General features: G+C 72.0%; 19 protein-coding genes. 9 read left to right on the top strand and 10 right to left on the bottom strand.

The window, feature by feature from the left end:
- Positions 1-174: 174 nt before the first annotated feature.
- Entirely contained in the window at positions 175-1062 is an 888-nt protein-coding gene (locus tag QFZ74_RS12375) for an ABC transporter ATP-binding protein (RefSeq protein ID WP_307620866.1), read from the bottom strand.
- Positions 1055-1972, bottom strand: coding sequence for an ABC transporter permease (locus tag QFZ74_RS12370; protein WP_307620865.1), 918 nt, complete (start codon positions 1970-1972; stop codon positions 1055-1057). Before QFZ74_RS12370 ends, QFZ74_RS12375 begins: the two co-directional genes overlap by 8 nt.
- A 170-nt stretch (positions 1973-2142) precedes the next feature.
- On the opposite strand from QFZ74_RS12370, the gene QFZ74_RS12365 reads away from it, so the two are divergent.
- The 3 genes from QFZ74_RS12365 to QFZ74_RS12355 all read left to right on the top strand — a co-directional run bounded on the left by QFZ74_RS12365 (position 2143) and on the right by QFZ74_RS12355 (position 3335).
- The gene (locus tag QFZ74_RS12365) at positions 2143-2781 is read left to right on the top strand and encodes a TetR/AcrR family transcriptional regulator (protein WP_307620864.1); all 639 of its coding nucleotides are present in this window, start codon (positions 2143-2145) and stop codon (positions 2779-2781) included.
- 117 nt (positions 2782-2898) lie between these two features.
- On the top strand, positions 2899-3114 hold the full coding sequence (locus tag QFZ74_RS12360) for a type II toxin-antitoxin system HicB family antitoxin (RefSeq protein WP_307620863.1): 216 nt from the start codon (positions 2899-2901) through the stop codon (positions 3112-3114).
- Positions 3111-3335 (top strand): type II toxin-antitoxin system HicA family toxin, encoded by a 225-nt coding sequence (locus tag QFZ74_RS12355; RefSeq protein WP_307620862.1) that lies wholly within the window; start codon positions 3111-3113, stop codon positions 3333-3335. Before QFZ74_RS12360 ends, QFZ74_RS12355 begins: the two co-directional genes overlap by 4 nt.
- Before the next feature lie 102 nt (positions 3336-3437).
- Here QFZ74_RS12355 and QFZ74_RS12350 read toward each other — a convergent pair whose 3' ends face one another.
- Positions 3438-3911 carry a rhodanese-like domain-containing protein gene (locus tag QFZ74_RS12350; protein ID WP_307620861.1) on the bottom strand — a complete coding sequence of 158 codons (474 nt, stop codon included), beginning with the start codon at positions 3909-3911 and terminating at the stop codon, positions 3438-3440.
- A 93-nt stretch (positions 3912-4004) separates the two neighbouring features.
- Here QFZ74_RS12350 and QFZ74_RS12345 point away from each other — a divergent pair, with 93 nt between their 5' ends.
- On the top strand, positions 4005-4487 hold the full coding sequence (locus QFZ74_RS12345) for an Lrp/AsnC family transcriptional regulator (protein ID WP_307620860.1): 483 nt from the start codon (positions 4005-4007) through the stop codon (positions 4485-4487).
- A 123-nt stretch (positions 4488-4610) separates the two neighbouring features.
- Here QFZ74_RS12345 and QFZ74_RS12340 read toward each other — a convergent pair whose 3' ends face one another.
- Positions 4611-4799: a DUF397 domain-containing protein gene (locus QFZ74_RS12340; RefSeq protein ID WP_307620859.1), complete on the bottom strand. Its 189-nt coding sequence runs from the start codon at positions 4797-4799 to the stop codon at positions 4611-4613.
- A gap of 19 nt (positions 4800-4818) precedes the next feature.
- Positions 4819-5673, bottom strand: coding sequence for a helix-turn-helix transcriptional regulator (locus QFZ74_RS12335; RefSeq protein ID WP_307620858.1), 855 nt, complete (start codon positions 5671-5673; stop codon positions 4819-4821).
- A gap of 274 nt (positions 5674-5947) precedes the next feature.
- Here QFZ74_RS12335 and QFZ74_RS12330 point away from each other — a divergent pair, with 274 nt between their 5' ends.
- The 3 genes from QFZ74_RS12330 (at position 5948) to QFZ74_RS12320 (ending at position 7088) form a co-directional block, all read left to right on the top strand.
- A complete protein-coding gene (locus QFZ74_RS12330; RefSeq protein ID WP_307620857.1) occupies positions 5948-6364 on the top strand; it encodes an ATP-binding protein in 417 nt (138 codons plus the stop codon).
- An 89-nt stretch (positions 6365-6453) separates the two neighbouring features.
- The gene (locus QFZ74_RS12325; RefSeq protein WP_307620856.1) at positions 6454-6810 is read left to right on the top strand and encodes a DUF6247 family protein; all 357 of its coding nucleotides are present in this window, start codon (positions 6454-6456) and stop codon (positions 6808-6810) included.
- Positions 6811-6869: 59 nt separating this feature from the next.
- Complete coding sequence (locus QFZ74_RS12320) at positions 6870-7088, top strand: hypothetical protein (RefSeq protein WP_307620855.1); 219 nt, start codon at positions 6870-6872, stop codon at positions 7086-7088.
- 65 nt (positions 7089-7153) lie between these two features.
- On the opposite strand, the gene QFZ74_RS12315 is transcribed toward QFZ74_RS12320, so the two are convergent.
- Both QFZ74_RS12315 and QFZ74_RS12310 read right to left on the bottom strand, forming a co-directional pair.
- Positions 7154-8722, bottom strand: coding sequence for a glycosyltransferase family 2 protein (locus tag QFZ74_RS12315; RefSeq protein ID WP_307620854.1), 1569 nt, complete (start codon positions 8720-8722; stop codon positions 7154-7156).
- Positions 8719-9984 carry a glycosyltransferase family 87 protein gene (locus tag QFZ74_RS12310; protein WP_307620853.1) on the bottom strand — a complete coding sequence of 422 codons (1266 nt, stop codon included), beginning with the start codon at positions 9982-9984 and terminating at the stop codon, positions 8719-8721. The genes QFZ74_RS12315 and QFZ74_RS12310 overlap by 4 nt, the downstream gene beginning before the upstream one ends.
- Before the next feature lie 283 nt (positions 9985-10267).
- Between QFZ74_RS12310 and QFZ74_RS12305 the strand changes: the two genes are divergently transcribed.
- The gene (locus tag QFZ74_RS12305; RefSeq protein ID WP_373462480.1) at positions 10268-11806 is read left to right on the top strand and encodes a hypothetical protein; all 1539 of its coding nucleotides are present in this window, start codon (positions 10268-10270) and stop codon (positions 11804-11806) included.
- Here QFZ74_RS12305 and QFZ74_RS12300 read toward each other — a convergent pair.
- Entirely contained in the window at positions 11721-12239 is a 519-nt protein-coding gene (locus QFZ74_RS12300) for a MarR family winged helix-turn-helix transcriptional regulator (RefSeq protein WP_307620851.1), read from the bottom strand. The genes QFZ74_RS12305 and QFZ74_RS12300 overlap by 86 nt on opposite strands.
- A 100-nt stretch (positions 12240-12339) precedes the next feature.
- On the opposite strand from QFZ74_RS12300, the gene QFZ74_RS12295 reads away from it, so the two are divergent.
- Positions 12340-12753 (top strand): organic hydroperoxide resistance protein, encoded by a 414-nt coding sequence (locus QFZ74_RS12295; RefSeq protein ID WP_307620850.1) that lies wholly within the window; start codon positions 12340-12342, stop codon positions 12751-12753.
- Positions 12754-12829: 76 nt separating this feature from the next.
- On the opposite strand, the gene QFZ74_RS12290 is transcribed toward QFZ74_RS12295, so the two are convergent.
- Entirely contained in the window at positions 12830-14290 is a 1461-nt protein-coding gene (locus tag QFZ74_RS12290) for a hypothetical protein (protein ID WP_307620849.1), read from the bottom strand.
- Positions 14291-14405: 115 nt separating this feature from the next.
- Entirely contained in the window at positions 14406-15680 is a 1275-nt protein-coding gene (locus QFZ74_RS12285; RefSeq protein WP_307620848.1) for a hypothetical protein, read from the bottom strand.
- Positions 15681-15685: the final 5 nt, after the last annotated feature.

The raw sequence follows: 15685 nt of genomic DNA, 5'->3' as shown, positions 1-15685 counted from the left end.
TCGCCGGGGAAACGTATCCGGTCATACTGCCATCAAGTAGGCGAAACGGATATGTGGACCCGCGGTGGTGTCCCCCGGCGGAGAACCGTCGAGCCCCGTGAGGCGGGAGGCTTCACGGGGCTCGGGGCTCGGGGCGTCCGGCGGTCAGGGCGGGAGGTCAGGAAGGGTGGTCGCTCAGGAGGGCAGCGCGACCTTTGTCTCCCCGGCTGAGGCCTGGGCCTGCTGGGGCGCCTTGGGGGCGGCGGCCTTCGGCTTCGGCTTGGGCTTCGGCTTGGCCTTGTCGCCGGTGAAGGCCTCGTACTCCTTCATGACCTCCTCCGTCGGCCCGTCCATGCGCAGCTCGCCGCGCTCCAGCCACAGGACCCGCTCGCAGGTGTCGCGGATCGACTTGTTGTTGTGGCTGACCAGGAAGACGGTGCCCGCCTCCTTGCGCAGCTCGCGGATCCGGGCCTCGGAGCGCTTCTGGAAGGAGCGGTCACCGGTCGCGAGCGCCTCGTCGATCAGCAGGACGTCGTGGTCCTTGGCGGCGGCGATGGAGAAGCGCAGGCGGGCGGCCATGCCGGAGGAGTAGGTGCGCATCGGCAGGGTGATGAAGTCGCCCTTCTCGTTGATGCCGGAGAAGTCGACGATCTCCTGGTAGCGCTCCTTGATCTGCTCGCGGGACATGCCCATGGCGAGGCCGCCGAGGAACACGTTGCGCTCGCCCGTGAGGTCGCTCATCAGGGCCGCGTTGACGCCGAGCAGGGAGGGCTGACCGCCCGTGTAGATACGGCCGTTCTCCACCGGGAGCAGTCCGGCGACCGCCTTCAGCAGGGTCGACTTGCCGGAGCCGTTGGTGCCGATCAGGCCGATGGCCTCGCCCTTGTACGCGGCGAAGGAGACGCTCTTGACCGCGTGCACCCGGCGCACGCCGGCCGCCTTCTCGGCGCGCTTGCCGCGCAGCATGCGGTTGAGGGCGGCGGTCGCGGTGCCGCGGCCGGCGCCGGTGCCGTTGACCCGGTAGACGATGTCGACGCCGTCGGCGACGACGGTGGGGATCCGCTCGTTCAGGTTCTCAGCCACGGCCGTACCTCTCCTCAGCCTTCCAGAAGTAGACGAAGCCGGCGATGCCGGCGAGCACGGCCCAGCCGACCGCCGCGGCCCACACGTGCGGCGGCAGGTGGTCGGAGGTGAAGCTGTCGATCAGCGCGAACCGCATGAGGTCGATGTAGACGGCCGGCGGGTTGATCTCCAGCAGGAAGGTCACCGCGTGCGGCAGCCGGTCGTCGGAGGTCAGCTTGTCGATGCTCCACATGACGCCGGAGGCGTACATCCAGGTGCGCAGCACGAACGGCATCAGCTGGGCGATGTCCGGGGTCTTGGCGCCCATGCGGGCCATGATCATCGAGACGCCGGCGTTGAAGGTGGACTGCAGCACCAGCACCGGCACCGCCAGCAGCCAGGACGCGGCCACCGGGACGCCGAAGCACAGCAGGATCACGATCAGCGCGGCCATCGAGAACAGCAGCTGCTGGAGCTGCTGGAGCGCGAAGGAGATGGGCAGCGCGGCCCGCGGGAAGTGCAGCGCCCGCACCAGGCCGAGGTTGCCGGAGATCGCCCGGGTGCCCGACATGATCGAGCTCTGCGTGAACGTCCACACGAAGACGCCGGTGACCAGGAACGGCACGTAGTCCGGCACGCCCTGCTTGGTGCCGAGCAGCACGCCGAAGATGAAGTAGTAGACCGCCGCGTTCAGCAACGGCGTCATGACCTGCCAGAGCTGGCCGAGCTTCGCCTGGCTGTACTGCGCGGTGAGCTTGGCGGTGGCGAAGGCGGTGATGAAGTGGCGGCGCGCCCACAGCTCGCGGACGTACTGGGGCAGTGTCGGGCGCGCGCCGCTGACGGTGAGCCCGTGCCGGGCGGCGAGCGCCGCGAGGTCGTCGTCGGCCGGGGCCGCCTGGGTCGGGGGCGGTGTGTGGAGGACCTGACTCACATCCGCTGCTTTCGCTCGGGGGGTGGGGAGTACGCGTCCGGCGGGTCCGTCTCCCGGTGTTTCCCTGCGCTTTGCTTCACGTTCTCTTACGTCGGGACGGGACCGTATCGTCGCAACGGGAGCGTAGGACGTTTCGACGTCGGAACGCAACCGTTTCGTCGTAACGCCCTATGCTGGTCCGCATGACGACGAACGCCGACGGGCCCCAGACGCGTCCGCGCCGCCGCGCACCCGCGGGGGCGGCCGTCCTGCGGGAGGACGTGACGGAGGCCATCCGGGCGGCCGTCTTCGAGGAACTCGCGTCCGTCGGGTACGCCCGGATGTCCATCGAGGGCATCGCGCGCCGCGCCGGCGTCGGCAAGACCGCCGTCTACCGCCGCTGGCGCTCCAAGCTGCATCTGGTCCTCGACGTGGTCTCGGCGCTCGCGGTCCTGGGCCTGCCCGTCCCCGACACGGGCTCCTTGGACGGCGACCTGCGCCTCCTCTACGAGGTCACCGCACGCGCCCTGCGCCACCCCGTCGCCTCGCAGATCATCCCGGACCTCCAGGCCGAGGCGGCCCGCAACCCGGAGATCGCCGAGGCGCTGCAGAAGGCGCTGCGGGAGGGGCAGCAGAGCGTGGCGAGCGGGATCGTCGCGGCGGCGGCGGCCCGGGGCGAGGTACGCGAGGACATCGACCAGGAACTCGCGCTCGACCTGATGTCCGGCCCCCTGTACTGGCGAGCGGTCGTGGTCCGCGGCCCCAAGCCGCCGAAGGGGTACCTGGAGAGCCTGGCCCGGGCCACGGCGGCGGCGCTGAAGGCGTTGTGATCGGGGCGGCACAGCCCTGGCGGGCTGCTTCCCTCGGGGCGGCGCGAGGCCGGGCACGTTCGGGTGACACGAGGAAAGCCGCTCCGCGGAGGAAGATACACATGCCAGACTGGCGGCATGGCTGACGCATTGCACCTCACCGCCGCGATCACCCACGAAGGTGAGTGGTACGTGGCACGCTGTCTCCAGGTCGAGGTCACCTCCCAGGGCGAGACCATCGAGGAATCCCTGGAGAACCTGCGCGAGGCGCTGGAACTCTATTTCGAGGACGCCCCCGCACCCGAAGTCACCGACGTGATCACCGCCCCCGTCGAAGTGCGGCGCGTCGCGTGAGCCCCGCCGTGCCCGCGGGCCTCTCCGGAACGGCCGTCGCCAAGGCTCTGGAGCGAGGCGGGTTCGAGTACATCTCCGCCCGCGGAAGCCACGCCAAGTACCGCAACGGCGAGCGGACCGTCATCGTGCCACTTCACCGTACCCTTGCACCCGGCACCCTCCGCTCCATCCTCCGTCAGGCCGACTGGACCGTCGAGGACCTCGAAGAGCGCCTGAAGTAGCACCGTCCGAGTGGCCCTGGTGGCAACGCCGACGACAAGGGGACTCGCACCGTCGCCGCAGTCCGTCTTCGGTTGCGAGGGTGGGCGACTCGGCGGAGCGCTCTAGCAAGCACAGTGGGTTGACCCGACCGGCGCCGTCAACGGGTCGGCCGCGCGTCGTGCCACCCCGTTCGGGCCCTCGACCGGGAACCCCTCACGGATCCAGTACTCGATCCCGCCGATCATTTCCTTGACGTGGTAGCCGAGTCGGGCGAGGGCGAGCGCCGCGCGGGTCGCTCCGTCGCAGCCGGGTCCCCAGCAGTAAGCGATGACCGGAACCGAAGCGTCCAGCATGTGGGCGGCGCGCTCGGGAATCTCGGCCGTCGGCAGATGCAGCGCACCGGGTACGTGCCCTTGCGCCCATGCGTCGGACCCGCGTGAGTCGATCAGTACGAAGCCCGGGTCCTCGGACTCCAGTGAGGCGTGGACATCGGACACATCCGCCTGGAAGGCGAGGCGCGCGGCGAAGAAGGCGGTCGCCTCTGCGGGGGCCGCCGGGGGTACTCGCAGGGCGGCGCTGATCAGGGTGTTGGTCATGTCGTAGACGCTATGGCTCCGGGCCCCACCCCGGAACGCGAGATCGCCGGACCGAGCCGTCGCTCGCCGTGCAATGCGTGGTATCTATCGGCCATGGCCGCTGATTCCCTTGACGCCACCGACATACGCATCCTGGAAGCCCTGCAATGCAACGGGCGTGCCAGTTATGCGGAGTTGGCGCGTGGTGTCTCCATGTCGCCGAGCGCCGTCACGGAACGAGTCCGCCGGCTGGAGGAGAGCGGGGCCGTCTCCGGCTACTCCGCCGTCGTGAGTCCCGAGGCCCTGGGGCTCGACATCCTTGCTTTCGTCCGCCTCCGCTACCCCACCGGCAACTACAAGCCGTTCCACGACCTGCTCGACACCACACCCGAGATCGTAGAGGCCCATCACGTGACGGGCGAGGAGTGTTTTGTCCTCAAGGTCGTCGCCCGCTCGATGCGCGACCTGGAACGCATCACAGGCCGTATCGCCACCCTGGGCTCCGTCACGACGAGTGTCGTCTACTCCAGCCCGCTGCCGAGCCGGTCGGTGACGGCGGTCGTTTCTCAGGGGCCGTCCGGCGGGTCCGGTGACTGACCTCGTCAGCGGCGGTGTGCCACGGCTGCCCTTGCGTAACCCCCCAACGTGCTCCAGTTTCGGGAAGCGCGCGGAGAAGGCCCCTTCGGGGGCCGAACTCGAAGGATACGACCAGGGTGTTGCTCATTCGGTCAGGCCGTTGCCGTTCTTGACTGTGGCCAGGAGGGCGCTCAGGGCGGCGCGGTTGGTGGTGAGGACAGTGGTGGGGGTGTCGCTTTCGCGGAGGTGTATCCAGCAGAAGGCGGAGGCCAGCTCCACACAGTTGTTGTCGTCCCCGGTTCCGGAGAACGAGGACTTCTGCCAGCTCGGCATGGGGGACACGAAGGGCCTTTCACAGTTCCTGTGCGATACGGAGGATCAGGTCTCTGGACTCCGCGGCCGTGAGGGACGCGCCCTCGATCTTGTCGAAGAGGGCCCGGTATTTGTCGAGTTGAGGTGCCGCGTCGAGGAACATGCTCCCATGGGCCGTGTCCAGTTGGACCGTGTCGAGTTCCGGCACGGGCCCGCCCGCGTACGTCATCGAGTACCCGGACCCAGCGAAACCCTCCACGTCGAATGGGATGACGCGTACCGTCACGTTCCCCCGCTCCGACATCTCCAGTAGATGCTCAAGCTGGGCACGCCCGACCTTGCTGCTGCCCACCTTGATGCGTAGGGCCGCCTCGTGGATGACGGCCTCGTACGGCAGTGCCCGTGCGTCGGTGAGAATCTCCTGGCGCCGCAGCCGATACGCGATGCGCGGCTCCGACTCGCTCTTCGGCAGCTCGGGTACGGCGTATGCGAACATCGCGCGCATGCAGCTCTCCGTCTGGAGGAGCCCGGGGATGTGCATGACCTCGACCTGGCGCAGGTAATGGGCGTAGTGCTCCAGTTCCCCCAGGTCCAACGACCTGGGGGTGAGGATGCCGCGGTATTCCTCCCACCACCCCTGACCGGACTTCTCGCTTCCCATCGCGACCAGTTCGTTGACGAGGCGGGTGTTCCCGCAGGAGTAGTGAGCGGCGAGCCTGCGGATCCGCTCCTCGCTGATGCCGAATCGGCCCGCCTCCAGGTGGCTCATCTGGGTCGGCCCGGAGCCGAGCAGCGCGGCGGCGTCACGTGCGGAGACCCCAGCGGTCTCGCGCAGCTTGCGCATCTCGGCGCCCAAGCGCTCCTGGCGGATGGTGGGGTTGGTCCTCGGCGGCATGGGGCGGACTCCCTCTTGCGGGCGGGGTTTCGCGGACAGTGTTGCTACGTAGCAACACTGTCCATTACCTTCGGTGATGCAGTCAACACGGTCGGTTGTGGTGATGGCTGTGGCCTCAATCCGCCCAAATTCAAAGACCGTTGGAAGTGCGCCCGCGTGAAGTCGACCGCGTGGGCAGAGCCACCGACGAGCCGACGTGCAGCCGTCCCAGCGAATCCTTGAACTCAACCGGAGTGACCCCTAACCGAGTTACGCCTCGAGGAGTTGATCCCGCATGCCCGAATACACCCTCCACTGTCCACGTCTGGACACCTCTCCCCGTATCGCCCGCGACTTCGTCGCCTCCGTACTGCGCGCACAGCAACTCGGGGTATTCGTCGGCGACGCGACCGCCTGTACCTCCGAGCTGATCACCAACTCCTGCGTGCACGCCACGGGGGCGGGGGCTGTTTTACGGATCGCCACAGACACCGCCGCCGTGCGTGTCACGGTCTACGACGAGGGTCAGGCGGTGCCTGCCCTGAGAGAGGGCTACGACAGTGAGTCCGGCCGGGGACTATGGGTCGTCGACGCCCTGACGGAGGGGCGCTGGGGGGCTGGGCCCGGGAACCGCCTCGGACTGGACGGCGCGGGTGGGAAAAGCGTGTGGTTCGAGCTCGGGGCGGTCAGCCCGTCCGGGTCGGTCCGATGACCGTTCGGCTGGGCTTCCGCGCGGCTACGCTGGCAGGTGATGAGTGCGGGCCTGCTGGGCCTGGTCGGAGAAGGAGAGGGGAACCAGGGATGAGCGCGCAGCCGGTGCATCACGACGGGCCGATCATTCCGATGCCCCCATTGACCAGGGACGCGTTGCGCGAGGCCGTGAAGCGGTTGAGCCTGGTGGATCTCCCGCAGTTCGACCTGGAAGCCGGGCGGGCATTCGACCAGGCCAGTCAGACCGGGAGCACGGCTCCGCTCCAGCTCTTCCTGAAACGCTGGGGGGTCTTCGTGGCGATCGAGCGTGATCCGGCGCGAGCAGCACGTCTGCACGAGGCTGAGCGGATCTCCCAGGACGGCACCGTGGGCGAGGCTTCCTTCCGCGCCGCCATGGCGGAGATCAACAGGATCCTGCGCGAGGCCGAGCAGGAGATCGGGCGTTGAACGATCAAGAGCCGCCGGACTCTGAGTGGGCTTGGGAGTACGGAGCAGAGCCTGACTGGGTGGCCCGAGACCTGCCGGTCAAGGGTCGCGAAGCGGCCGAGGAGGTCGCACGGGAACTCGTCGTACTCGCCTCGCTGGGCCAGGATCCGGGCGATGGAGCGAGTGCGACGAACCCGCAGGGTCTGCGGGTGATCGCCATGGGGCCGCTCATGGTGTGGTACCAGGTCATCGACTACCGGAAGCGTGTGTACATCCAGCGTGTGACCTGGCTCGGCTGACCGTTCGAGCGCTGGGCGATGCCGGTGGACAGGCCGTCGTACGCGACCGCTTGTTCGGCCGCCTCTCAGCGAATCAGGCGCCGCAGTCTCCCGCGGACAACTGTCATGACCCCCCGCACCCCAACAGCCACCCGCACCGCCAACGCGCCCGAGTGGGTGGCGTAGGGGTGGAGGAGGAGTAGGCCATGACGGGGGTCAAAAAGGGCACGGCGGCGGAGCGAACCCGTCGCGTGGGCCGTCATGTCGCGGTGGGTTCCGTCGGCGAAGCGGACGCGTAGGCGTAGTTCCCAGGTGCCTGCGGTCAAGGCTGCTGGGCGGAGGTCGAGTTCCGTCGACCAGGTGTGGTCAGGGGAGGAAAACAGTGCGGTGGTGCGGGACGCCGTCGTGCGGCCGGTCGTCGGGGACTGCCACCAGACCGTCACGTCCTCGGGGTGCGCCTCGGTCACACGGCCGTAGAGGTCGTGCAGGCGCAGCCGGAGCCGGGTCGTCCCCGCGCGCGGATGCAGCTCCGCCTCCGCCGCCAGAGGGAGGGCGTGGGCCGGGCGGGACAGGAGCGGGGTGAGCGGGACCTGGGGGAGGTCGGGCGACCAGACCTGGTTGGGAGCGTACGGGGGCAGCAGGCGGGCCGGGCGGGACGCCAGGTCCCTGAGGCGGGGTAGGTCGCGCGGGGCGGGGGAGGCCAGGAGGACCTGGGCGAGGAGGCGGCCCGTCGAGGCCGGGGCGTGGTCCCAGTCGGCGGCGTCGTAGCGGGCCAGGTGGGCGCGCGTGTGGGTCCACCAGGCACGGCGGTACGGCTCGTCGTGCAGGGGGAGTTCGCGGACGTACATGCGCAGGTCGTGGTCGAGGAACTTGGCGCGGGCCGCGCGCGCGGTCTCCTTCTGGCCGGCGCTCAGCAGGATGTCGTACGCCAGCGCGCACGCCCGGGTGCGTGCCTGCCAGTTGCCGATGCCGGCCCGGTCCAGGGACAGCGAGAGCCGGTCGGCCGAGCGGCGTACGTGCCACACGTAGACCGGGTCGGGCACCAGGGCGATGCTGGGAGCGGCGGCCAGGACTCGGGCGGTGAAGACGAAGTCCTCGTACAGGAAGCGGCCTTCGGGGAAGCGGATGCCGTGCTCGCGCAGGAAGGCGGTGCGGTAGAGCTTGTTGACGCAGAGCGTGTCGTGGACCAGGCGGGGGCACTCGGCGGGGCGCGCGAGGACGGAGTGCGCCCGGTACAGCGCGGGCTGCCAGGGGCGTTCGCGGCCCGAGGGCAGCTCCCGGCGGACGCACAGCCCGCTCGCGACCTCGGCGTCCGCCCCGGTGGCCGCCGCGAGCAGGGCGTCCACCGCGCCGGGCGGCAGGACGTCGTCGCTGTCCAGGAACATCACGTACGGCGAGGTCGCCGCGTCGATGCCGGTGTTGCGCGGAGTGCCGCAGCCGCCGCTGTTGACCGGCAGGCGCACCACCCTCAGTCGCGGCTCGCCCGCGGCCAGCCGCGCCAGCAGTTCCGCGCTGCCGTCGCCGGAGCAGTCGTCGACGGCGACGACCTCGCGGACGGCGGGCCCCTGCGCGAGCGCCGAGCGCACGGCGTCGGTCACGTGCCCGGCGTCGTCGTAGCCGATGACGACGACGCAGACCCCGGGGGCGGCGGTCACGGCGAGGTGCTCAGGGCGTGCTGCGGGCGGCCGTCGGCGCCGGAGCGGGGCTCGTGCACCGGGGCCGGCCGCGGGGCCGCGGGACGCGCGTGGCGCCACAGCCGGGTCAGGGAGAGGACGGCGGCGGCCGTCAGCAGCCCGTTGCGCAGCAGCATCAGCAGCGTGCCCGTCCAGGTGCAGCGCACGACCTCGCCGTACAGCGCGGGATACGCGACGGCGCTGACCGCGGTCGCCGCCACCAGCAGTGCGGCGACCGGGCGTTGGGCCGTGTGCCGCGAGGTCAGGCAGACGGCCGCCAGGCCCAGCAGCCAGACCATGTACTGCGGGCTGATGACCCGGCTGGTGACGGTGAACAGCAGCACCGCGCACAGGGCGGCGTCGAACGGCGTCGCCTCGGTCCAGCGCCGGGCCCGCACTCGCCACAGCAGCAGGAGGCCGCAGGCCGCCGCCGTGAGCGCAAGGGAGACGGCCGCGACCGCGGAGACGTACGGGCCGGTGAACTCCATCGCGCCGTACTGGTACCGCACCGTCCCCCGCCATCCGGCGTGCCGCGCCAGGCTGAGCGCGGTTCCGCCCAGGGACTCGATCTGCACGCCCCGGTTCCCCTGCTGTCGCAGGAAGGCCAGGGGATTGGCGAACCACGCGGCGAGGACGCCCAGCGACACGGCGCCAGTGACGACGGCCCCCGTCGCCGCGCGCCGCGTCGAGCGGCCCCTCGGCGTCCCCAGCAGCACCAGCGCCGGCCACACCTTCACCAGGGCGCCCAGCGCCGCGAACGCGCCGCCCGCGCGCGGGCGATGCGCGAGCGTCAGCAGGGAGACGACCGCGAGCGCCGTGACCTGGACGTCGTAACGGGCGAGCGGGACGTGCAGCAGCAGCGGCAGACCGCCGGTCCACAGGGCCGCCCCGAGCAGGCTGCGGCCGGGCCGCGCGCCCGCGCGGGCCAGCGCCAGCAGGACGACCGCGTCGGCGGCGAGGGTGAGGACCACGAACGCCTGGAAGTACGTCAGTTCCGGCAGCAGCGCGGGCGCCAGCAGCACCGGGCCCGCGCCCGGCGGGTACTGCCACAGCGTGTCGTGGGCCGGGAAGGCGCCGTGGGACAGGGTCCCGTACCAGTGGAAGTACAGCCGCCACACCTCACGGGCCACCGAACCGCGGCCCAGATGAGGGCTCGTGCCGTGGACGAGAAGCCACAGCATCAGCGCGCGGGTGGCCAGCCAGGCGGCGGCGAGGGCGGCGAAAGGCAACTGACGGCGGTTCATCACGACGGAGCGTAAGCCGCGCGGATGGTGTATCCATGCCGATACGCCGTCAATAGCCGATAAAGGTTGGCTAATCGCAAAAGATCGGGCTGTGGTGAACATCGGGCCCCTGCTGAATCCCCCCGCTGGCACATCGTCGGGCATGTCGTCGGGCACATCGTCGGGTCCGCCGTCGGGCACGTTGTCGGGTTCGTCACGAAAGCCGCTGGAGCCGCCGCCGAGCGCGCCGCCGAGCCGTGACCGGCGCCCCGCGCGCGTGGCCGTCGCCGTCCCCGCCGCCGTGATGCTCGCGCTTGGGCTGTGGGGGATCGACCGCGGCGGCATGTGGCGCGACGAGGCCGTCACCTACCAGGTCGCGCGGCGCACGGTGCCGCAGATCTGGCGGCTGCTGCACGACGTGGACGCGGTGCACGGCCTGTACTACCTGCTCATGCACGCCGTCCTCGCCGTACGCCCCGGCGAGGTCCTCCTCCGGCTGCCGTCGGTGTGCGCGGCGGCGGCGACGGCGGGCCTGGTCGCCGCGCTCGGCGTCCGGCTGGCCCGGCCCCGGGTCGGGCTGTGGGCCGGGCTGCTGTACGCGGTCACGCCGATGGCCGGCCACTACGCCCAGGAGGGCCGCTCCTACGCCCTGGTCGCCGCCGGAGCCACGGGCGCGACGCTGCTGCTCGCACGCGCGGCGGAGAGGGGTGCCCCACCTTCGGGTGAAGCCGAGGGGCGTACGGGCGCGCGCTGGTGGGCGTACGGCGCGGTCCTCGGCGGCACCTGCCTGATGCACGAACTCGCGGTCCTGCTGCTGCTCGCCCACGCGGGAACGCTCGCGCTCGCTCGCGCGGGACGTGCGGTCTGGCGGGGCTGGGCGTGCGCGGCGGGCGGCGTCGTCCTGGCGGTGGTGCCGATGGCGATCGTCTCGCACGGCCAGTCCGCGCAGGTCGCGTGGCTGCGGGTGCCCACCGTGGAGAACGCGCAGGACCTGCTGCGGGCGTTCGTCGGGCCGGCATCGGGCGTGTACTGGACGTGCCTGGCGCTGGCGGCGGTGGGACTGACCGAGGTGATCGCGCGCCGCGGGAAGCTGACCTGCGCCGGGGTCGGACTGCCGCTGGTGGTGGTCCCGCCGGTGACGCTGATGCTCGCCTCGCAGGTCTCGCCCCTGTACGTCGACCGGTACGTGCTCTACGCGTTGGCCGGGGCGCCGCTCTGCGTGGCCGCCGGGGCGGACCGGCTGGCCGGCGCCCTCGGACGGCTGCGTCCCGGGCCGCCGCTCCTGCTCACCCTCACCGGCACCGCCGCCGTCGCCCTCGTCCTCGCCCAGCAGCTCCCGCTCCTGCGCCAGGACCGCGTGGCGGACCACCGCCCCGACAACCTGGGCGCCGTCTCCACCGCCGCCGCGCGCGCACTGCGCCCGGGCGACCCGGTGCTGTTCCTGCCCTCCCACGCGCGGGGCACGGCGCTGGCGTATCCGCGCAGCTTCCACGGGATGCGGGACGTGGCACTAGCGGCCGGGGCGCCCGCCTCCGGCACGCTGTACGGCACCGAGGTCGCCCCGGCCGTCCTGCGGCACCGGCTCGCCGGGCTGGACCGGGTGTGGGTCGTCGCCGAGCGGTACGTCCTGAGGGCCTCGTACTCGCCCCGCAACCCCACCGAGCGCCTCAAACTGGCCGTCCTGGGCGAGCGGTTCTCGCTCTGCGAGGAGTCCGTACGGGGCCGGGTGATCGTCGGGCTCTATGTGCGGCGCGCGCTCATGGCCGGGAGTCCGGAGCAGCCTTCGGGGCCGTTGCGCCTGGAGCCGACACGCGTTCGGCCGCTGCGTTCAGTGCGCTGGTGAGCCGGTCGAGGCGGGTGCGCAGCTCGCGGGCCTCGTCGGCGTCGAAGCCGGTGGCGGCGACGATGGCGCGCGGCACCTCCAGAGCCCGCTCGCGCAGCGCGGCGCCTTCCTCGGTCAGCCGCACCTCCACCGAGCGCTCGTCGCGCGCGCTGCGCTCCCGGCGCACCAGGCCGGCCGCCTCCATGCGCTTGAGCAGCGGGGACAGCGTGCCCGAGTCCAGCCGCAGATACTCGCCCAGCTTCTTGACCGGCAGCTCGCCCTGCTCCCACAGCACCAGCATCACCAGGTACTGCGGGTAAGTGAGCCCGAGGTCCTTGAGCAGCGTCCGGTAGACGCCGTTGAAGGCGCGGGACGCGGCGTGCAGGGAGAAGCAGATCTGGCGGTCCAGGTGCAGCCAGTCCGCCTCGGCGGCGGGGAGCGGGGTGGCGGTCATGACTCCAGGGTAGCCGTCCCTCGCAATTAGATTGTGCGCAATTTAATTGTGTGCTCTACTCGTGGAGTACGGGAACGTGATTTCGACACGGAGGTCTTTCATGGACGCGCTCTACACCGCCGTCGCCACCGCCACCCACGGCCGCGAGGGCCGTGCCGTCTCCTCCGACGGCAAGCTGGACGTCGGCCTGGCCATGCCGGTCGAGCTGGGCGGCAACGGCCAGGGCACCAACCCGGAGCAGCTCTTCGCCGCCGGTTACGCCGCCTGCTTCGCGAGCGCGCTGGCCCTCGTGGGCCGCGCCGCGCGGACGGACGTCAGCGACGCCGCCGTCACCGCCGAGGTCGGCCTCGGCAAGCAGGGCGAGGGCTTCGCGCTGAAGGTCACCCTCCGCGTGGAGCTGCCCGCCGCCGTGGACGAGGCGACCGGCCGCAAGCTGGTCGAGCAGGCCCACCAGGTCTGCCCGTACTCCAACGCCACCCGCAACAACATCCCGGTCGAGCTCGTCGTCGAGTAGCCGTCACGGAGCCGGCGAGGGGCTGTCGTCGAGCGGCGGTCAGCGCGTGGTCGCCGCGGCAGTCGTCGAGCGGCCGTCATCGCGTGGTCGCCGCGGTCGGGCGGGCCGTGGCGTTCGGCCCCGTGCCGACCCGCGCCAGCACTTCTCCGGTCCGCCGGCTCCAGGCCACCACCACCGCGTCCGCGGGCATCCGCCGGCCGCGCGTCAGCAGCAGCCAGCGCACCCGGCCGCGGCGCAGGATCGCGGTGCGCTGGGCGCGGGTCGCCGCGGGGGAGAGGTAGGCGCGGGCGTCGGCGGCCGTGACGCCGTAGCCCGGTAGCGTGCGCAGGGCGTGGGACCCGTCGGCGAGGACGACCTCGCCGGGCCGGAGGTACCCCGCCGCCCAGTCGTACGACGGCCAGCGCGGCGGCTGCGCGAAGCCGACGGGATCCAGGGACCGCGGCACCACCGCCCCCGCCTGCACGGTCAGCAGGCCCAGGCAGGCGCCGCCCGCCGCCGACCAGCCCAGCGCCCGCCGCCACACCGGCCACGGACGCGCCGCCGCCAGCTCCACCGCGAGCGCCAACTGCGGCCCCGCCAGCGCCAGTCCGAGCAGGGCGCCGAGCCGGCCGTACGCCACCGCCAAGCACTCCAGCACCGTCAGCAGCACCAGCGGATCCCGCCAGGAGGACCGCCGGGCCCGCAGCCACAGCGCGGGCAGCCCGAGCAGCGCCAGCCAGCAGCAGCCGAGAAGACCGCCGGGCAGCCCCTGGGCGAAGTCCCCGGCGGAGTACGGCCGCCACGCCGCGACCAGCACCGCCACCACGCCCGTCAGCGCCCACCGCCCCGCCACCGCGGCACACCGGCCCCGCTGCCACCCCGCCACGCACGCCACCGCACCGGCCGCCGCGCCCACCCCGGTCACCGGGTCGAGCAGCGCGACGGCCCCGTACAGCACGCCGAGCGCCGCGTACCCGGTGAAGCCCCGCAGCCCGCTCGGCCCCACGAACCGCACCGGACGCGTGTCCCGCGCGCGGGCCGCCGTCAGGGCCCAGGCCCAGAAGGTGAGGCCGAGCGCGCAGGCCGACGGATAACCGAGGACGCCGGTCATCGGCATCAGGGCGAGGTACCCGGCGCCCCAGGCCCGCTCCGTGCCCCACAGCACGGTCAGGAAGACCAGCGCCAGCACCGGCGCCCACGCGCGCGGGGTGAGCGCGCGGACGAAACGGCCGACGCCGGACAGCAGCACCAGCAGGTTCAGCGGACCGCACACCCGCAGCACCGCCCAGCCCGACAGCCCCGTCAGCCGGGCTAGCGCGCCCTGCGCGAGGACGTACGGGGAGGAGAAACCCGCGTCCGGCAGGCCCGCCCGCAGCCGCTCCACGGCCGCCGCGTGCTGCCCGGCGTCGCAGCACGGCGGCACCCGCCAGAAGGCCAGCGTCATCAGCAGCCAGAAGGCCAGGCCGAAGACCTGGTACGGCGTCGGACGCCATCTGCGGCCACCGCGCAGCGCGGTGACCCCGCGCACGGAGCGCCGGTTCAGGACTTCTGCGGTCACCGGACGTCCGGCGCAGGCGGGACGACGCAGAAAGGGACGACGAAGACCGGGACGACGAAAACGAGACTGGGCATTTGAGGATTGTTCCCGCCCAGGTCAACGGCGTTGCCGTCGATCACCTCATCGAGTGAGCCTGCCGCTCGCCCTGCCCCTGGAGCGGCAGGCTCACCGGCCGCCGGACGAACGGCTCCAGCAGCAGCGGCAGCCCGACCACCGGCAGCAGCCACACCAGCACGATCAGCCGGTCGCCCCAGATGTTGATGTCGGGGTGCCCGGCCTCGGTGAGGATCCCCGTGAACGCGGCAGCCGACAGGAAGCAGCCGAACGCGGGCCGCCGCAGCGCACCCCACGCCCCCGCCGCCAGGGCCGCCAGGAGCAGCGGCTCGGCGAGCTGCCGCCGCCCCCACTCCAGCCAGAAGTTGCCCTGCAGACGCAGGAACTCCGGCCACGGGCGGGCACGGTCGGGCCGGGCGAAGTGACCGGTGAGCAGGTCCTGCATGCTCTCGGACTCCGAGGGGTAGTCCAGCAGCCCCGCCAGGAGCAGCGTCCCCAGCACCGCGCAGCACCCCACCGCCGCGAGCGCGATCACCTCGCGCCCCGGAGCACGCCCGGACCTCCGCCGCCGTACGACGACGACCGCGGACGCGACCGCCAGGCACAGGCCGAGGAACAGCGACTGGGAGTGCTTGACGGCGAACAGCGCGGCCAGGCAGCCGGCGGTCAGCGCCGTACCGGCCCGGGTCCGCCCGGTCAGCGCCAGCGCGCAGCCCCACACCACCGCCAGGGTCAGCGCCAGCATCAGGCCCTCGGTCATCGGCCGCATGGCGGTCACGCCGCACGGCAGGACGTAGAACAGGGCCTGCCCGGTCAGGGCGAGCGGCACGGGCACGGACAGCGTGCGCAGGATCAGGAAGGCCAGCACCCCGCACGCCGCCGCGACGACCACGCTCGACAGCCACACGCCCCACGTCACACCGAACGCTGTGACGAACGGCAGCAGGTACAGCGGATAACCCGGCCGCACCTCGAAGATCTGCCTCAGGCGCGGCCCCACGAACGGCACGATGTGCCCGTCCGTCTGCCCGGCCGCCAGCCGCCGGTCCACGCGCCCCCACTCGTCGGCCCGGCAGTCGGCGCTCACGCGTGCGGTGGGGTCGGCGCGGTGGAAGTGCACCACGTCCACGCTCTGGTTGCGGCGGGCGATCGACGCCATGCCCGCGCAGACCCAGTCGATGGTCGAGCCGGCGGCCTCCCGCTTGTCCGCGCCGCCCAGGCTCAGCGCGTACGACACGTAGTTCTTGGAGTCGGGAGTGTCCCGGCCGGTGATGCTCGCGAGCTGGATCAACGCGAACACGGCGGCCAGGAGCAGCACCCAGGTGCGCGGCCGCACGCCCC

It is taken from the genome of Streptomyces sp. V3I7 (assembly GCF_030817495.1).
In the GTDB taxonomy this organism is placed as follows: Bacteria; Actinomycetota; Actinomycetes; order Streptomycetales; family Streptomycetaceae; genus Streptomyces.
The sequence above is the reverse complement of the archived record's forward strand: the minus strand, read 5'-3'. Positions and strand labels throughout refer to the sequence as shown.